Annotated in this window: 11 protein-coding genes; 4 read left to right on the top strand and 7 right to left on the bottom strand. The window is 70.6% G+C overall.

The window, feature by feature from the left end; all coding sequences use genetic code 11:
• Nucleotides 1-56: 56 nt before the first annotated feature.
• Both lpdA and sucB read left to right on the top strand, forming a co-directional pair.
• Nucleotides 57-1,430, top strand: a complete 1,374-nt coding sequence (lpdA, locus tag DEI88_RS07265) for a dihydrolipoyl dehydrogenase (protein WP_111008791.1) — start codon at nucleotides 57-59, stop codon at nucleotides 1,428-1,430.
• 70 nt (nucleotides 1,431-1,500) lie between these two features.
• Nucleotides 1,501-3,030, top strand: a complete 1,530-nt coding sequence (gene sucB, locus DEI88_RS07260; RefSeq protein WP_111072089.1) for a 2-oxoglutarate dehydrogenase, E2 component, dihydrolipoamide succinyltransferase — start codon at nucleotides 1,501-1,503, stop codon at nucleotides 3,028-3,030.
• Between the two features lie 5 nt (nucleotides 3,031-3,035).
• On the opposite strand, the gene DEI88_RS07255 is transcribed toward sucB, so the two are convergent.
• A complete protein-coding gene (locus DEI88_RS07255; RefSeq protein ID WP_146246066.1) occupies nucleotides 3,036-4,058 on the bottom strand; it encodes a hypothetical protein in 1,023 nt (340 codons plus the stop codon).
• A 349-nt stretch (nucleotides 4,059-4,407) separates the two neighbouring features.
• Here DEI88_RS07255 and DEI88_RS07250 point away from each other — a divergent pair, with 349 nt between their 5' ends.
• Complete coding sequence (locus DEI88_RS07250; protein WP_111008788.1) at nucleotides 4,408-5,121, top strand: DUF4191 domain-containing protein; 714 nt, start codon at nucleotides 4,408-4,410, stop codon at nucleotides 5,119-5,121.
• Between the two features lie 172 nt (nucleotides 5,122-5,293).
• On the opposite strand, the gene DEI88_RS07245 is transcribed toward DEI88_RS07250, so the two are convergent.
• The gene (locus tag DEI88_RS07245; protein ID WP_111072087.1) at nucleotides 5,294-5,734 is read right to left on the bottom strand and encodes an RDD family protein; all 441 of its coding nucleotides are present in this window, start codon (nucleotides 5,732-5,734) and stop codon (nucleotides 5,294-5,296) included.
• Nucleotides 5,735-5,872: 138 nt separating this feature from the next.
• On the opposite strand from DEI88_RS07245, the gene glnA reads away from it, so the two are divergent.
• The gene (glnA, locus tag DEI88_RS07240; protein ID WP_111072086.1) at nucleotides 5,873-7,297 is read left to right on the top strand and encodes a type I glutamate--ammonia ligase; all 1,425 of its coding nucleotides are present in this window, start codon (nucleotides 5,873-5,875) and stop codon (nucleotides 7,295-7,297) included.
• A 218-nt stretch (nucleotides 7,298-7,515) separates the two neighbouring features.
• Here glnA and DEI88_RS07235 read toward each other — a convergent pair whose 3' ends face one another.
• From DEI88_RS07235 to DEI88_RS07215, 5 genes are all read right to left on the bottom strand, one after another.
• Entirely contained in the window at nucleotides 7,516-8,949 is a 1,434-nt protein-coding gene (locus DEI88_RS07235) for a UDP-glucose dehydrogenase family protein (RefSeq protein WP_111072085.1), read from the bottom strand.
• Nucleotides 8,946-10,505, bottom strand: coding sequence for a glycoside hydrolase family 26 protein (locus tag DEI88_RS07230; protein WP_111072084.1), 1,560 nt, complete (start codon nucleotides 10,503-10,505; stop codon nucleotides 8,946-8,948). The genes DEI88_RS07235 and DEI88_RS07230 overlap by 4 nt, the downstream gene beginning before the upstream one ends.
• Entirely contained in the window at nucleotides 10,498-12,069 is a 1,572-nt protein-coding gene (locus DEI88_RS07225; RefSeq protein WP_111008783.1) for a glycosyltransferase, read from the bottom strand. The genes DEI88_RS07230 and DEI88_RS07225 overlap by 8 nt, the downstream gene beginning before the upstream one ends.
• A gap of 564 nt (nucleotides 12,070-12,633) precedes the next feature.
• Nucleotides 12,634-15,597, bottom strand: coding sequence for a bifunctional [glutamine synthetase] adenylyltransferase/[glutamine synthetase]-adenylyl-L-tyrosine phosphorylase (locus DEI88_RS07220; RefSeq protein ID WP_111072083.1), 2,964 nt, complete (start codon nucleotides 15,595-15,597; stop codon nucleotides 12,634-12,636).
• A gap of 77 nt (nucleotides 15,598-15,674) precedes the next feature.
• Complete coding sequence (locus tag DEI88_RS07215) at nucleotides 15,675-17,012, bottom strand: glutamine synthetase family protein (protein ID WP_111008781.1); 1,338 nt, start codon at nucleotides 17,010-17,012, stop codon at nucleotides 15,675-15,677.
• Nucleotides 17,013-17,049: the final 37 nt, after the last annotated feature.

Genomic DNA, 17,049 nt, shown 5'->3' with positions numbered 1-17,049 from the left:
GGCGCGGCGTTCCACGAGGGCCCGATCGGCCCTCTCGCACGAGGGAGTTGCACCAGGTGACGGAAGAGACTTACGACGTCGTGGTCCTCGGTGGCGGCAGCGGCGGGTACGCCGCGGCGCTCCGGGCCGCGGAGCTCGGGATGAGCGTCGCGCTCGTCGAGAAGGACAAGCTCGGCGGGACCTGCCTGCACCGCGGATGCATCCCGACCAAGGCACTGCTCCACGCGGCCGAGATCGCCGACGGCGCCCGTGACGCCGAGCGTTTCGGCGTCAGGGCCCAGCTGCACGGCATCGACGTCCCGAAGGTGATCGAGTACCGCGAAGGTGTCATCACCTCGAAGTACAAGGGCCTGCAGGGGCTGATCAAGGCGCGCGGCATCACCGTGGTCGAGGGCTCCGGTCGACTCACCTCCCCCACCACCGTGCAGGTCGGCGAACGCACCGTGACCGGCAAGAACGTCGTGCTCGCGACCGGTTCCTACTCGCGCAGCCTGCCCGGTCTCGAGATCGGCGGGCGGGTCATCACCTCCGAGACCGCCCTGCAGATGGACTACGTGCCGAACAAGGTGGCCATCCTCGGCGGCGGTGTCATCGGAGTCGAGTTCGCCAGCGTCTGGAAGTCCTTCGGCGCCGACGTCACCATCATCGAGGCGCTGCCGCACCTGGTCCCGAACGAGGACGAGGCGATGTCGAAGCAGCTCGAGCGGGCGTTCCGCAAGCGCGGCATCGGGTTCTCGCTCGGCGTCCGGTTCCAGGGCGTCGAGCAGCACGAGAACGGCGTCGTCGTGACGCTCGAGAACGGCTCCACCGTCGAGGCCGACCTGCTGCTCGTCGCCGTCGGCCGCGGTCCCGTCACGGCCGGGCTCGGCTACGAGGAAACCGGCATCCGGATGGACCGTGGGTACGTGCTCACGGACGACCGGCTCCGCACGAGCGTCCCCGGCGTGTTCGCCGTCGGCGACATCGTCCCCGGCCTGCAGCTCGCGCACCGCGGGTTCCAGCAGGGCATCTTTGTCGCCGAGGAGATCGCGGGGCTGAGTCCCGTCATCATCGAGGACAAGAACATCCCGAAGGTCACCTACTGCGACCCCGAGGTCGCCTCGGTCGGGCTGTCCCAGGCGAAGGCGGAGCAGGAGTACGGCGCCGACAAGATCGACGCGTACGACTACAACCTCGCAGGGAACGGCCGCAGCCACATCATCGGCACGTCCGGCTCGATCAAGGTCGTGCGCGTGGTCGACGGTCCGGTCGTCGGCGTGCACATGATCGGTGCGCGCGTCGGCGAACTCATCGGTGAGGCCCAGCTCGCGGTGAACTGGGAAGCCCACCCCGAGGACGTCGCCCCGCTGGTCCACGCACACCCGACCCAGAACGAGGCGCTCGGCGAGGCGTTCCTGCACCTCGCGGGCAAGCCCCTCCACGCACTGTGACGCTCCGCCGGACCCGGTCGAGCACCACCGCACCACCACACCACCACGCCTTCGAAGAGGAGTCCACCTGATGAGCGAATCCGTCAACCTCCCGGCGCTCGGGGAGAGCGTCACCGAGGGCACGGTGACCCGATGGCTGAAGAACGTGGGCGACCGCGTCGAGGTCGACGAGCCGCTGCTCGAGGTCTCGACCGACAAGGTCGACACGGAGATCCCGTCACCGGTCGCGGGTGTGGTCGAGGAGATCCTCGTCGGCGAGGACGAGACCGTCGAGGTGGGGACGCCGCTGGTCCGCATCGGTGACGGTTCCGACCAGGGCGCGTCCGACGGCGCCCCCGCGCAGGATGCCGCGCCCGTGGAGTCGAACGAGCCGGTCGCGCCCGAGAACGAGCAGGCGGCCGACCAGGAGGCCCCGTTCGCCGCCCCGACGGACGAGCAGGACCACGAGGTTCCCGCGCCCGTCCCGGCACCGCCGGCGCCGCCCGCCGTCCAGCCGATGCCGGCCGCGCAGGCCGCTCCTGCCGCTCCGCCGGCCGCCGTGCCGGCGCCGCCCGCCGCCGTGCCCGCGCCGCCGGCGCCGGTCCCAGCTCCTCCGGCCGCCGTGCCGTCAGCCCCCGCGGCGGCGGCGCAGTCCCCGGCGACGTCGGCCACGGTCCCGAACCCGACCACGTCAGGCACCTCCGGGTACGTCACCCCGCTCGTCCGCAAGCTCGCGAACGAGAAGGGCGTCGACCTCGCCACCGTGACCGGGTCCGGTGTCGGCGGGCGTGTCCGCAAGGAGGACGTCCTCGCGGCCGCCGAGGCCGCTGCCGCAGCGGCGGCCTCCACCGCGTCGACCACGGCTCCGGCTGCGAGCGGGACACCGTTCGTGGCCGAGGTGTCGCCGCTCCGCGGCACCCGCGAGAAGATGACGCGCCTGCGCAAGGTCGTCGCCGAGCGGGCCGTGCAGTCGATGCAGTCCACCGCCCAGCTCACGAGCGTGGTGGAGGTCGATGTGACGAACGTCGCCCGCTTCCGTGACGCGCACAAGGCCGAGTTCCAGCAGAAGACCGGCTCGAAGCTCAGCTTCATGCCGTTCTTCGCCCTGGCCGCCGCCGAAGCCCTCAAGGCCCACCCGAAGCTCAACGCCACGGTGGAGGGCGACGAGATCGTGTACCCGGAGACCGAGAACCTCTCGATCGCGGTGGACACCGAGCGCGGGCTGCTGACCCCGGTCATCCGGGACGCGGCGGAGCTGAGCCTGGCGGAACTGGCCGGCAGCATCGCGGACCTGGCCGCGCGGACGCGCAACAACCAGCTCAAGCCCGACGAGCTCTCCGGAGGCACGTTCACGCTCACGAACACCGGTTCGCGTGGTGCGCTGTTCGACACCCCGGTCGTGTTCCTGCCCCAGTCGGCGATCCTCGGCACGGGCATCGTCGTCAAGAAGCCGGCGGTGATCACCGTCGACGGTCAGGACGCGATCGCCATCCGATCGACCGTGTTCCTCGCGCTGTCGTACGACCACCGGATCATCGACGGTGCCGACGCCGCGCGGTACCTCGTCGCGGTGAAGAACCGGCTCGAGGCGGGCGACTTCACGGCGCACCTCGGGTACTGACGCGATCACGGCGGCCCCGGTCCTCGCACGAGGACCGGGGCCGCTGTCGTGCCCGCACCGGGCGACACCGGCATCGCGGTCGCCGCACGCGGCCCGCCCGTGAGCACGAGCCCGGTGACGAGCCCGACCACGCCCAAGAGGACGCCGATCGCCACCCGGAGCGGGAGCCGCCGACCCCCGGGTACCGGCAGACCGGCCGACAACGCGCCGACAATTATGCCCACGTGGCTCGGGAGCGGCGCGGACGCGCCGTCGCCGTGGCCCGCGCCGGCACGCACCGCTCCCCCTGCGCCCCACCGCGTCGCTCCCCCATGCACCGCAGCCGGCGAGGCCCTGTCGGTGGCGACCGTGCCCGGGAACGTCGCGTCGTGAGGCCATCGGACCGGGCGAGGCACTGCCGCGGCGACCATCGCCGCGGGCACGCGATCGGTCCAGCCGTCGACGTCGGCGCGCGCCTCGTCGAGTGCGCGCAACACGCGGTCGACTTCGGGCAGACGCGGGTCCGCGCGCTCCCACACGACGCGGCACGCCACGAGCAGGCCGTCCACACCGGCGGGCGCGCGGTGGCGACGTCCCGCCGCCGAGGAACGCATCATGGCGCTCTCCGTGCCGGAACCGGGCAGGTGCGGCGGACCCCCGGATGCGCCGGGGGGCCGCTCGGCGACGACGACCGCCCCCGAGCGGTCCACGAGCACGTCCGACGGGCGCACCGGGCCGAACGGCAGGAGGCCCGGGGTGCTGCCCGACACGGCGGCGCGCACGGCGAGGCGGACGAGCGGCAGCCCGAGCGTCACCGCGACACCGACCGTGAGTCCGCCGAGCACGTCGAGCGCGATGGGCAGCGGGAGACCCTCCACCTGACGGACGAACGCCATCGGGAGGCCGTCCGGACCGGCAGCCAGCGCGGAGACGCGGACGAGGTGGCGGTCCTCGTCAACACCTCTCGCTGCCACCCATCCGAGGAAGCCAGCAGCCGCGTCCACGTCGACGCACGGGATCCAGGAGCCGGGCCACCCCTGGTCGTCCACCACGACCGCCTCGGCGACGTCGGTACCCCCGTCCGCTTCGGTACCGTGGCCCCGTCCACGGTCGACGCGCGGGGTACGCCGGTCGGGTCTCCGGGTGATCCGGACCTGCGGTGGCGCGATCCGCCCGTTCCGTCGCCCGTCCCTTCCTCGCAACCATCCGTCCATGCCCGGTAGCATCGCGGTCCCCACGCCGCCACGGCCCGCCACGGAATCCACCAGGGGAACGATCGGGCGGCCGGGCACATGTGGACGACGGCTCCCGCGCCCTCCACACGGACCAGGACGGTTCGTTCGCCCACAGCGCCGACCTCGGGATCACCGGTGTCCGGGCAGGCCGTATCCTGGACGCATGGCACGCACCACGACCCCGGAGCCGACGGCGAAGGAGCCCGGACGTCTCAAGCAGATGTTCCAGGTCTTCCAGATGACGCGGCGCGCCGACCCGACGTCGCTCGGGTGGTTCATCCTCGCGTTCGGCGTTCCCGTGCTCGCGGGCGTCCTGCTGGCGTTCCTGCTGCCGAACCAGACCGTCTTCGCCCAGATCCTCTGGATCGTCGCGGGCGTGCTGCTCGGCGTCCTGTTGTTCCTCATCGTGCTCGGGCGTCTCGCCGAGCGGGCGGCGTACTCGCAGATCGACGGCCAGCCCGGCGCAGTCGGCGCCGTCCTGTCGAACTCCCTCCGCCGCAACTGGCGGTCCAGCGAGATGCCCGTCGCCGTGCATGCCCGGTCGCAGGCCGCGGTCTACCGCGCCGTCGGGACTCCCGGCGTGGTCCTCATCACCGAGGGACGGACGGCGACGCTCTCCCGCCTGGTCGAGGAGGAGCGACGCAAGGTGCACCGCATCGTGCCGAACGTCGCGCTCCACGTGATCGCCGTGGGTGACGGCGAGGACGCTGTCACGCTGCACCGGCTGCCACGGCGGATGAACCGTCTGAAGCGTTCGCTCAACCGCAACGAGGTCGTCGCCGTCGCGAACCGGCTCGACTCGCTGACCCAGAACCCCGCGTCCGCGATCCCGAAGGGCATGGACCCGACGCGCATGCGTGCCGGGCGACCTCGCTGAGCACCCCGGATCACGACGAAGGCCCCGCTCGACTGCGGGGCCTTCGTCGTCTGCGCCCTCCGCTCGCGCGGCGAAACGTCGGCGCCCTCAGCTCCCGGGGCGAAACGTCGGCCCCCTCCGCTCGCGGCGGCGGAACTCGCGTGTCCGCCTCGTCCCCTGAGGGCGCGCTCGGCTATCGGCGGACGAGCACGGTGCCCGGGATCCGGTCGTGCAACCCACGCTGATCCCGGTCGAAGATGAACGCGGGGATCACGATGCACAGCAGGACCGTGCGGACCACCGGCCGAACCACGCCGATGTACCCGGGTCGAACAGGTACGACCCGCAGCCCCACGCACAGGTGACCGAAGCTGCCGCTGAGCACGGCGATGAAGACGATCTGCAGCACGGCGAAGATCCCGAGGACCCACCAGCCCTCGGCGACGTCGCGGCCGGACGGGTAGACGTGGAGCGCCGCGGCGACCAGGTCCGCCAGGACACCGTCGATCGCGAGGGCAGCGATCCGACGACCGAGCCGAGCGACGCTCCGGGACCCTTCAGCCGGGAGCCCGAGGTCCTTCCCGGGCCAGGTGTCCGACGAGGCGGCGGGGGCTGAGTTGGTCGGACCGGGCATACCACCCAGGGTACTGGGCCGACCGCCACGTAACATGCCGGAAACAATGCAGTCACGTCGGGGAAATGCCGGGTCAATAGCCTCGACGGAGGTAGCCTCCTGGCCCCCGCCATCACCAACCATTGGAGAACGACTCACATGTTCAGTGATTCCTCCGAGGTGCTCGCGTTCATCAAGGACACGGATGTCAAGTTCCTCGACATCCGCTTCACGGATCTGCCCGGTGTCCAGCAGCACTTCAACATCCCCGCCTCCACGGTCGACGAGGACTTCTTCGCCGTCGGGCAGCTCTTCGACGGTTCGTCGATCCGCGGGTTCGCCTCGATCCACGAGTCGGACATGCAGCTCATCCCCGACGTGACGACGGCCTACATCGACCCGTTCCGGGCCGAGCGGACGCTGATCATGGTCTTCGACATCTACAACCCGCGGAACGGCGAGATCTACGCCCGTGACCCGCGTCAGGTCGCCAAGAAGGCGGAGAAGTACCTCGCGTCCACGGGCATCGCGGACACCGCGTTCTTCGCTCCCGAGGCCGAGTTCTACATCTTCGACGACGTCCGCTACGAGGTGAAGCAGAACAGCAGCTTCTACGAGGTGGACAGTGAAGAGGGCGCCTGGAACAGCGGTCGTCGCGAAGAGGGCGGGAACCTCGCGAACAAGACCGCGTACAAGGGCGGGTACTTCCCGGTGTCGCCGGTCGACAAGACCGCCGACCTGCGTGACGACATCTCGCTCAAGCTCATCGACTCGGGCCTCGTGCTCGAGCGCGCCCACCACGAGGTCGGCACGGGCGGGCAGCAGGAGATCAACTACCGCTTCGACACGATGGTGCACGCGGCCGACGATATCCTGAAGTTCAAGTACATCGTCAAGAACACCGCGGAGCAGTGGAACAAGGTCGCGACCTTCATGCCGAAGCCGCTGTTCGGCGACAACGGCTCGGGCATGCACACACACCAGTCGCTGTGGAGCGACGGCTCGCCGCTGTTCTACGACGAGAACGGCTACGGGGGTCTGTCGGACATCGCCCGCTGGTACATCGGCGGGCTGCTCAAGCACGCCCCGGCGGTCCTGGCCTTCACGAACCCGACGATCAACTCGTACCACCGGCTCATCCCGGGCTTCGAGGCCCCCGTCAACCTCGTGTACTCGGCGGGCAACCGGTCGGCGTCCATCCGCATCCCGATCACGGGCACGAACCCGAAGGCGAAGCGCATCGAGTTCCGTGCACCGGATGCCTCGGGGAACCCCTACCTCGCGTTCGCCGCGCAGATGATGGCCGGGCTCGACGGCATCCAGAACCGCATCGAGCCGCACGAGCCGGTCGACAAGGACCTCTACGAGCTCCCGCCCGAGGAAGCCAAGGGCATCCCGCAGGTGCCGTCGTCACTCCAGGAGGCCCTCGCCGCGCTCGAGGCCGACCACGAGTTCCTCACGAAGGGCAACGTCTTCACCGAGGACCTCATCCGCACCTGGATCGACTACAAGTACGAGAAGGAGATCCTCCCGTACGCGCAGCGCCCGCACCCGTTCGAGTACGAGATGTACTTCGGCGTCTGAGTCGCAGCCGCTCACGAGAGGCCCGCACCCGCCAGGGTGCGGGCCTCTCGTCGTCTCGTCACCGCGGAGGACGGCCGGGAGGCACGGATTGGGGGGCACGGGCCGGGCCGCCCGCGAGCGTCACCGCAGCGCGCGACGCGGGACGGACCTCCCGGCCGTGTGCGGGAACGGCGAAGGGCCCGTGTCCGCCGACACGGGCCCTCCGGTTCCCCGCGGGGCTAGCGACTCGTGGCCATCAAGTCGTTCGTCCCGGCGGCGATGCTCACGGGTGCACCCGCGACCGAGGCGGTCCGGCCCAGGGATCGGACGGACCACCCCGCCTTGACCCAGTCGGTGACCGGGATGCAGTTGCGCGCGTCGATCACGATCGCGCGACCGACGAGCGCACGGAGGCTCGACGGGTCGGCATGCACGATGTCGTCCCACTCGGTGAGGACGAGCACCATGTCGGCACCCTCGACCGCGGCCTCCATGCTCTCCGCGTAGGTGAGCGTCGGGAAGCTGCGCTTGGCGGTCTCCATGGCCTCCGGGTCCCAGAGCGAGACCTGGGCACCGCGGAGGTGCAGGGCCGCGGCGACGTTGAGCGCCGGGGAGTCGCGTACGTCGTCGGTGAGCGGCTTGAACGCGGCGCCGATGACGGCGATGCGCCGGTTGAGCACCGAGCCCTGGGCCGCCTCGATCGCCATGTCGATGACGCGCTGGCGCTGGCCCATGTTGATCTCGTCGACCTGCTGCATGAGGCCAACCACCCGGTTCGCGCCGAGTTCGGACGAGCGGTGCATGAGCGCACGGATGTCCTTCGGCAGGCAGCCACCGCCGAAGCCGAGGCCCGCGTTCAGGAACTTGCGACCGATGCGCACGTCGTGCCCGAGGGCGTCGGCGAGCGTCGTGACGTCCGCGCCGGCGATGTCGCAGAGTTCCGAGATCGCGTTGATGAACGAGATCTTCGTGGCGAGGAACGCGTTCGCGCTCACCTTGACGAGCTCGGCGGTCGGCAGGTCCGTCGCGATGACGGGCGTGCCCTCGGCGATCGGTGCGGCGTAGACCTCGCGGATGACGGCGTCCGCCGCGGCGGAGGCACCGCCCCAGACCAGGCGGTCCGGGTGCAGCGTGTCCTCGACCGCCTTGCCCTCGCGGAGGAACTCGGGGTTCCAGATGAGCTCGACGTCGATGCCGGCGGGCGAGAACTCGGCGACGAGGGAGCGCAACCGGGCCGCGGTGCCGACGGGGACCGTCGACTTGCCGACGATGAGGCCGGGGTGCGTCAGGTGCTCCGCGACGGACCGGGTGGCGCTCTCGACGTAGCTGAGGTTCGCCGCGTGGCTACCGGCTCGCTGGGGCGTGCCGACGCAGATGAAGTGCACATCGCTCGCCGCGACCGCCTCGGCGAGGTCCGCCGTGAAGCGGAGCTTGCCGCTCGCGACGTGCTTGGTGATGAGCTCGGGGAGCCCGGGCTCGTAGAACGGGACCTCGCCCGCGGCGAGGGCCGCGAGCTTCGACGGGTCGACGTCCACGCCGATGGTGTCGAACCCCATCTCGGCCATGGCCGCGGCGTGCGTCGCACCGAGGTACCCGGTCCCGATGACGCTGATCCGGGGCGCCGGGCGGGTGTCGAGCCCGGCGGCGGAGTGCTCGCTGTTGCTGTTCGTCACTTGCTGACCTCCTGCAGGTCGTAGTCGATGTCGGTGCGTGCGATGCCCGCCGTGAACGCGGCGAGGCTGTCGGAGCGCGAGTCGATGCGCCAGTCGTTGGTGCTGCGGACCCCGTCCGCGATCGTCGTCGCGGTCTCGTCGAAGTACGAGAACCCGATGATGTCCTTGTTCTGCGGTTCGGCCAGGGCGTCGAAGAGCGACGTGATCCACGCGGCCTTCTGGCTCGGTGCGTTGGCCGAGCCGATGCTGCCGCCGGTCTCGGTCGCGCCGATCTCGGCGAGGAAGATCGGCTTGCTGCCCTCGGTGTGCGGGAGCGCGCGGATCTGCTTGAGCGTCCTGGCGAAGGTCTCGTCGAAGGTCGCCGGCGTGGACGCGTCGCGGTAGTACCCGCTCATCCCGACCCAGTCGACGTACGGGTCGCCCGGGTAGTACTCGTTGAGGTACCCCTGCGTCATCTTCACCGAATTCGCGTTCGGCGACAGGTTGTCGATGCGCGTCGGGGACCAGTCCCAGATCACGTCGGCGTTCGCGCCCTCGTTCTGGAAGATCGTCCAGACGTGCTTCCACATGTCGGTGTAGCTGTGGGTCGCGTTGCGCTCGTTCGCGGGGAGGCTCGTGATGTTCTCGGACCAGTTGTACCAGGATCCGTTCATCTCGTGGTCGAGCCGGATCACGAGCGGCATCCCATTCGCCTTGACGGCGTCGGCGTACTGCTTGATGTAGGCGTCGAAATTGCCGTTGATGATGTCCGCGTTCGAGTACCCCGCGATGTAGGGGCTGTCGTTGCCGGTCTGCGACGGTGCGGTCTCCCATGTCATCACGGGGAGGCGGCCGTTCGCCCACGACCGCTGCACGGCAGTCGCGTTGAACGCCTGGTCGAAGCCCTGGAAGTACCCGGCCATGTTCGCCGCTGTGCCGACCTTCTGCTCGATCGCGTCGTAGTCCGCCCAGTTGAACGGGGACTGCGGCGTGTACAGGCCGTACCAGCGGGCGGTCTGCGCGAGGACCTCGGCCTTCGTCGGGGCCGCGACGGCCGCCGTCGAGGTCGACGAAGCCTTGGCCGGGCTCCCGGCGGCTGCGGGGGCGGCACCGGACCCGCCGGACCCGTTGGAGGCGCTGGCGGAACCGGACCCGCCCGACGTCGATCCGGACGCGGTCGTGGTCCCACCGGACGCCGCCGACTCGGCCGTGCCGAGCTTGGCGTACGCGGTCTTCAGCTGCGCCTGCAAGGAGGCGAGACGTTCGGCGCGAGAGGCGCCGGAGGCGTTCGCGGACTGGAGCTGCCCCTCGAGCTTCCAGATACGGTGCTGCGCGGCGGTGAGCTTCGCCTGCAGCTTCGCCGCGTCGGCTGTGGCGTCCGCGGTCTTCTGGGCCTGGGTCTTCACGCCCAGCGCGTGGTGCACGGCGGTGCTGACCACGTTGCCGGGCGAGATCCAGACGGCCCACGTGATGAGTGCGAGGGCGACGACGATGGCGGTGGTCCCGACGGCGGTGCGCTTGGCGTGCTTGCTCGACGGGGCCCACCAGCTTCCGGAGTGGCGGATGGATTCAGACAATGGTGAGTGCCTCCAGGGCGAAGATCGCGACACCGATGAGGTACGGGATCACCGCGTAGGGGTTGACGCGCTTGGCGGGCGTCGCCGCCGCCTTGCGCGAGATGCGGGCGTCGCGGACGGTGTCCCGACGCGTCGCGAGGACGGTGGTGGTGGAGGTGCTGGTGGCGTCGGCGCCGGTCGAGGAGCCGAGTTGGAACATCTGCTCGAACTCGCGGTCGACGTCCTCGGAGCGGACCTCGTCGATCCGGTCGATGGGGCTGACGGGCGGGGTGCTGTCGTGGCCGGGGACGGGTACGGCGGGCTCGGTCTCCATCGGTCCGCCTGCGTACGCACCGGCGCGGGTGCCCCAGCCCGAGGCGTGCGCGAGGCGGAAGAACCCGAGCAGCCGGATCGGCATGAGGAAGAACGTCGAGACGATGATGAACATCGGCAGGCGGACGAAGTCGGACGGCTTCTCGGCGAGGTGCCGCATCTGCCGGATCGCCATGCTGAGCACGCTCGAGACGACCATGAGCGCGGCGACGTAGACGAAGCCGGTCGAGAACCCGTACTGGTGCAGGATGCCCTGGTAGAGGTTCTGGCCCTGACCGGTGAACGCGCGGTACACCCAGCCGGCGATGACACCGAAGAGCATGAACGGCAGGATGATGTCGGTCACGAAGAACAGCGCGAGGATCGGGGCGTGGCCGATCATCCACGGGAGCATCCGCAGCGTGTTGTACTGCGAACCACGCGCCCAGCGGAGCTGCTGCTTGAACAGCTTCTTCACCTTGAGCGGCGCGTCCGTGTACACGAGTGACGTGTACTGGTAGACGGTCCGGTAGCCCTCCTTGAGCGTGAGGTTCGTGAGCGTCCGGTCGTCGGACACCTCGAGGAACACGCCCATGAACTTCTCGGTCATGAACTTCTCCATGACGCGCATGAGGATGCTGCGGCGGAACGCGATCGTCCGGCCCGGCAGGCACCCGATCTGCCCGAGCACGCTCTGCGCCGGCATCGAGTAGAGGGCTCGGGAGTTCTCGAGCCAGTCGGCCCAGCGGGTGATCCAGCTGCGCTCGGGTTCGAGGATGCGCTGGCGCGTCGTGACGCCGCCCACGGACTCGTCGGCGAACGGCTTGACGAGTTCGTCGAGCGTGCCGGGGGTCCAGACGGTGTCCGAGTCGACGAGGATCGTGATGTCACCGCGCGAGAGCTCGGTTCCGATCTTGACGGCGTTGCGCTTGCCCGGGATCGGGGTGTGCGTCCAGGTCACGAGGGGTGCGAATTCCTCGCAGACCTGCACGAGCCCCGCGTTGGGCGCGCCGTTGATGACGACGATGATCTCGCCGGGACGCTGCTCGACCATGCGGCCGATGACGTCGCGGAAGAGGTCGAGTGGCTCGTCGACGACGGGGACGACGACGCTCGTCGTCCCCGTGAACGTGCCCGTGTACGGCCGGTACCGGGCGGAGATCACCACCTTGGCGATCCAGAGGAGCCAGATGATCGCCGAGTACACGGTGAACAAGTAGAACTCCGGGTGTCCATCGACCATCTGGCGGATTTGGAGGATGAAAGTGAACATCGATCCCTGCTTCGGCGTTCGAGGTGGGATTCCGCGCCATCGGGGAACCAGGGTCAGTTCGGGTGCTTCATTTCTGACAGAGCGTGCCGGAGTCCGCAACGCGGCCCCCGTCCGGGGGTGTTTCACGCGCGTTACGGGGTACATCGGGGTCGGTCGTTCGCCCTACCCGACATGTCCGCCGTCCGCCCGACAGCAGGAAGGGGGACCGACGGTTCCGCATCGAGCCGATGTTCCAGCGCCGGAACGGCCGTTCGCCGCTTCGGTCCGTCTCGCATGATCCCCTGGTCACAGCCTGTTTTCGTCCTCGACAGGTGTCGTCCGGGGGCCGGACCGGGACCACTGCGTCGAACCGCGGGCGGCGCCGCGCCGGAGCCGCGCAGTCCCTGAGCGCCGGGGTACACCGTTCCCAGGTCGGGGGACGATCCACGCCAACACGAAATCACCCGTGATCGTCGGGCGAATCACCCGCGAGATCTGCATCTCGGGCGTGTCGGGCGCAGATCCGAGTGGTCTGCCGGCCCGGGAGCACCGACCCTCTCGCGGCGGCTCTCGTCCGCAGGAATGTCAGCCCTCGACGGGGCTCCGGTCCGGTCCTCCGTAGAACTCGCGCTCGAACACCTGCCGAGCGCGGCGCGTCGTCGCGAGGTAGTCCTCCTCGAGCTGCGACGCCGACCCGTGCGGGTACCCGAGCAACCGTGCGACGCCCTCGAGCTGGGCTCGCTCGACGGGGAGCACGTCGGTCGTGCGGCCCGTCCAGAGCACCAGCGCGCTGCGGGCCCGCGATGCCAGGAGCCACGCGTCGGCCAGGCGCTCGGCGTCGTCCGTCGTGACCAGCCCGGCGCGCTCGGCGGCGCGCAGTGCCCGCAGGGTCGATGTCGTCCGGAGCCCGGGGATCGCGAGTGCGTGCCGGAGCTGGAGGAGCTGTACGAACCACTCGACGTCGCTGAGTGATCCCCGCCCGAGCTTGAGGTGCCGAGCGGGGTCCGCGCCGCGAGGCAGCCGTTCCGACTCCACGCGCGCCTTGATGCGCTTGACCTCGCGGACCTCGCGGTCGTCGAGGTGTTCCGGGTACCGCGTCAGGTCGGCCAGGTGCTCGAAGTTCCGGAGCAGTGCGTCGTCGCCGACCGCACCGCGGGCGCGGAGCAGCGCCTGCGCCTCCCAGGTCAGGGACCAGCGGGCGTAGTACGCGGCGTACGACTCGAGCGTCCGGACGACCGGGCCGTTGCCACCCTCGGGCCGCAGTCCGATGTCGAGGTCGAATGGGAACAGGGCGTCCTCGGTGCAGGTCCCGAGGCGCGTCACGATGCGGCGGGCGGCACGTGCGGCGGCCTCGCGGTCCCAGCCGTCCGCGCGGTACACGTACAGGACGTCGGCGTCGGAGCCGAAGCCGAGTTCGCGGCCGCCGAACCGGCCCATCGCCACGATGCCGAACTCGAGCCCCGGCGCGGTCCCCCGGCGCGCGAGCTCGAGCGCGCCCGTGAGCATGGCCTCGGACACGTGCGTCAGCGCCTCACCGAGTTCCTCGACCCGGATCCGCCCGATGACCGCGGCCATGCCGAGCCGGAGCGTCTCGCGCCGACGGGCAGCGCGGAGGACCGCGGCGGCGCCCACGTCGTCCGTCGCGTGGCGCGCGACGGTCGCCTCGGCCTCGGCGACGAGCGCGGCACGTGGACGCGGTCGCAGGAGCTCGTCGGGGTCGTCGAGCCACCGTGCGGCCTCGGGCGTCCGCTCGAGCAGACCGGCCAGGAACGCGGACTCCGACAGCACGACGGTGAGGCTGTAGGCGGCGCCGTCCGAGTCACGGAGCATGCGGAGGAACCAGTTCGACTCCCCCAGCGCGTCGCTGAGCCGTCGGAACGCGAGCAGGGCGCGGTCCGGTGCCGGGCCCTCGGCCATCCACCGCAGGAGGACCGGGAGGAGCGTGCGCTGGATCGTCGCCCGTCGCGACACCCCCTGTGTGAGCGCGCGGATGTGCTCGAACGCGCCGTCCGGGTCGACGAACCCGATCGCCGCGAGGCGCTGCCGCACCTGGTCGCTCGTGAGCACGATGCCGTCCGCCGACGTCGCGGCGACCGCCGACAGCAGCGGTCGGTAGAACAGCCGCTCGTGCAGGCCGCGGACCTCGCGCTTGACCGAGCGCCACCGGGTGAGCAACTGCTCGGCGCTCGTCGCGAGCCCGGTCGACCGCGCCAACACGCGCAGGTCGGACTCGTCGGCGGGCATGAGGTGCGTGCGACGCAGCCCCCGGAGCTGGATGCGGTGCTCGAGGACCCGGAGGAACGCGTAGTCCGGCCCGAACCGCGCCGCCTCGGGACGCCCGACGTACCCGGCATCGGTGAGGGCCGCCATCGCATCGAGCGTCGCACGCTGCCGGACGGTCGGGTCCGTGCGACCGTGCACGAGCTGGAGGAGTTGCACCGTGAACTCGACGTCGCGCAGCCCACCCGGTCCGAGCTTGATCTGCCGGTCCACCTGGTCGCCCGGGATCGCCGCCGTGACGCGTTCGCGCATCCGCTGCACGGACTCCACGAAGCCGGGCCGGTCGGACGACTCCCACACGAACGGCGCGACCGCCGCGACGTACCGCTCGCCGAGGTCGCGCGAACCGGCGATCGGCCGCGCCTTGAGCAGTGCCTGGAACTCCCACTCGCGGGCCCACCGGGCGTAGTACGCCACGTGCGAGTCAAGCGTCCGCACGAGCGCGCCGTCCTTGCCCTCGGGGCGGAGGTTCGCGTCGACCTCCCAGAGGGGCGGTTCCGCTGCGAGATCCGTGATGACGTGCGTCGCGGCGATCGCGATGCGCGTCGCGATGAGGACCGCGCGGTCGGTGCCGACGCCCTCGGTGGGCTCGGTGACGAAGATGACGTCGACGTCGCTGACGTAGTTGAGCTCGCGGGCGCCGGCCTTGCCCATGCCGATCACGGCGAGCGGAGTCGCGGCGACGTCGCCCTCCGGGAACGGGACCTCGCGCCGGGCGATCGCGACGGCGACGTCGAGGGCGGCGCCAGCGAGGTCGGCGAGTCCCGCGGCGACGGCCGGGAACGCCTCGGTCGCGTCCGGGTGCATGACGTCGTGGAGCGCGATGCGGGCCAGGAGGCTGCGGTAGCGCACCCGGAGCCGGACCCGGGCGTCCTCGCCGACCGCGCCGTCGACCGCCCGCTCGAGCGCCTGCCGGTAGCTGTCGGCGTCGTCGGGCGGTGCGACGGGGTCGAGCAGCAGGGCGAGCTCCCCGGGCCGACGGACGAGGAACTCCGCCAGCCCCGCCGACGCCCCGACGAGGCGGATGAGGCGCTCGGTGGCTGCTCGGTCGGCGAGCACGGGGGCGACGGCCTCCGGCGCGGCGTCGAGCAGCCGCTCGACCGCGAGCAGTGCGCCGTCGGGGTCGGCCGTGGCCCCCCAGGTCGACGCGGCCTCGGCGACGGGAACCCGACGGCCGAGGGCCGCGATCCGCTCCTGTGCCGTCCCGAGGTCCGCGAACCCGAGGCGCGCCAACACGCTCCGCGACGTCGTCGTCGTCGTGTCGCTCATGCGGTTCCTGGTCCTGCTCGGCGGTGGTTCCGGGTCCGGAGCACCGTGCGCTCGGACCCGCTCGTGGTCCGGTCCGGCTAGAGCCGCTCGAGGTTCGTCTCGAGCTCGAACGGCGTCACCTGGTCGCGGTAGGCCTTCCACTCCTGCCGCTTGTTGAGCAGCACGAAGTTGAACACCTGTTCGCCGAGTGTCTCGGCGACGAGCTCCGAGTCCTCCATGAGGCTCAGCGCGTGGTCGAGGCTCGCCGGCAACTGGTTGTAGCCGAGCGCACGGCGTTCCGCGTCCGTGAGGCTCCACACGTTGTCCTCGGCCTCCGCGGGGAGCTCGTAGCCCTCCTCGATGCCCTTGAGCCCCGCGGCGAGGAGCAGCGAGAACGCGAGGTAGGGGTTGGCGGCGGAGTCCATCGCCCGGTACTCCACCCGGCTCGACTGCCCCTTGTTCGGCTTGTACAGGGGCACGCGGACGAGGGCCGAGCGGTTGTTGTGCCCCCACGTCACGAAGGACGGAGCCTCGTCACCGCCCCAGAGGCGCTTGTACGAGTTGACGAACTGGTTCGTGACGGCGGTGATCTCGGGCGCGTGTCGGAGCAGCCCCGCGATGAACTGACGGCCCATCGTCGACAGCTGGTACTCGCCACCGGGCTCGTAGAAGGCGTTCTGGTCGCCCTCGAACAGCGACACGTGCGTGTGCATGCCGGAACCCGGCCGACCCGACAGCGGCTTCGGCATGAACGTGGCGTACACGCCCTGCTCGATCGCGACCTCTTTCACGACGGTGCGGAAGGTCATGATGTTGTCGGCGGTCGTCAGGGCGTCCGCGTAGCGGAGGTCGATCTCGTTCTGGCCCGGGCCGGCCTCGTGGTGGGAGAACTCCACCGAGATGCCGAGGTCCTCGAGCATGCGCACCGAACGACGCCGGAAGTCGTGGGCACTGCCGCCGGGCACGTTGTCGAAGTACCCGGCCTGGTCGACGGGCTCCGGGCGGCCGTCGGTGAGCGCCAGGCTCTTGAGCAGGTAGAACTCGACCTCGGGGTGCGTGTAGAAGGTGAAGCCGCGCTCGCCGGCACGTGCGAGCGTGCGCTTGAGGACGTTGCGCGGATCGGCCACCGCGGGCTGCCCGTCCGGGGTCGTGATGTCACAGAACATGCGGGCGGTCGGGTCGACCTCGCCGCGCCAGGGCAGGATCTGGAACGTCGAGGGGTCCGGGTGCGCGAGCACGTCGGCCTCGTACGAGCGGGTGAGGCCCTCGATCGCGGAGCCGTCGAACCCGATGCCCTCGGCGAACGCACCCTCGACCTCGGCGGGGGCGATCGCGACGGACTTGAGCGTGCCGATGACGTCGGTGAACCAGAGTCGGATGAACTTGATGCCGCGCTCCTCGATGGTGCGGAGCACGAAGTCCGTCTGCTTGTCCATGCACGCCCTTTCTGATGGTCGTCACTAGGGTAGTGGC

Origin of the sequence: Curtobacterium sp. MCBD17_003 (genome assembly GCF_003234885.2) — a bacterium.
Lineage (GTDB): Bacteria > Actinomycetota > Actinomycetes > Actinomycetales > Microbacteriaceae > Curtobacterium.
The sequence above is the reverse complement of the archived record's forward strand: the minus strand, read 5'-3'. Positions and strand labels throughout refer to the sequence as shown.

What these genes read in the sequence shown, in the direction of transcription:
- sucB (WP_111072089.1), top strand. Translation starts at nt 1,501, where the DNA reads ATGAGCGAATCCGTCAACCTCCCGGCGCTCGGGGAGAGCGTCACCGAG.
- DEI88_RS07250 (WP_111008788.1), top strand. Translation starts at nt 4,408, where the DNA reads ATGGCACGCACCACGACCCCGGAGCCGACGGCGAAGGAGCCCGGACGT.
- DEI88_RS07245 (WP_111072087.1), bottom strand. Translation starts at nt 5,734, where the DNA reads ATGCCCGGTCCGACCAACTCAGCCCCCGCCGCCTCGTCGGACACCTGG.
- glnA (WP_111072086.1), top strand. Translation starts at nt 5,873, where the DNA reads ATGTTCAGTGATTCCTCCGAGGTGCTCGCGTTCATCAAGGACACGGAT.
- DEI88_RS07225 (WP_111008783.1), bottom strand. Translation starts at nt 12,069, where the DNA reads ATGTTCACTTTCATCCTCCAAATCCGCCAGATGGTCGATGGACACCCG.
- DEI88_RS07220 (WP_111072083.1), bottom strand. Translation starts at nt 15,597, where the DNA reads ATGAGCGACACGACGACGACGACGTCGCGGAGCGTGTTGGCGCGCCTC.
- DEI88_RS07215 (WP_111008781.1), bottom strand. Translation starts at nt 17,012, where the DNA reads ATGGACAAGCAGACGGACTTCGTGCTCCGCACCATCGAGGAGCGCGGC.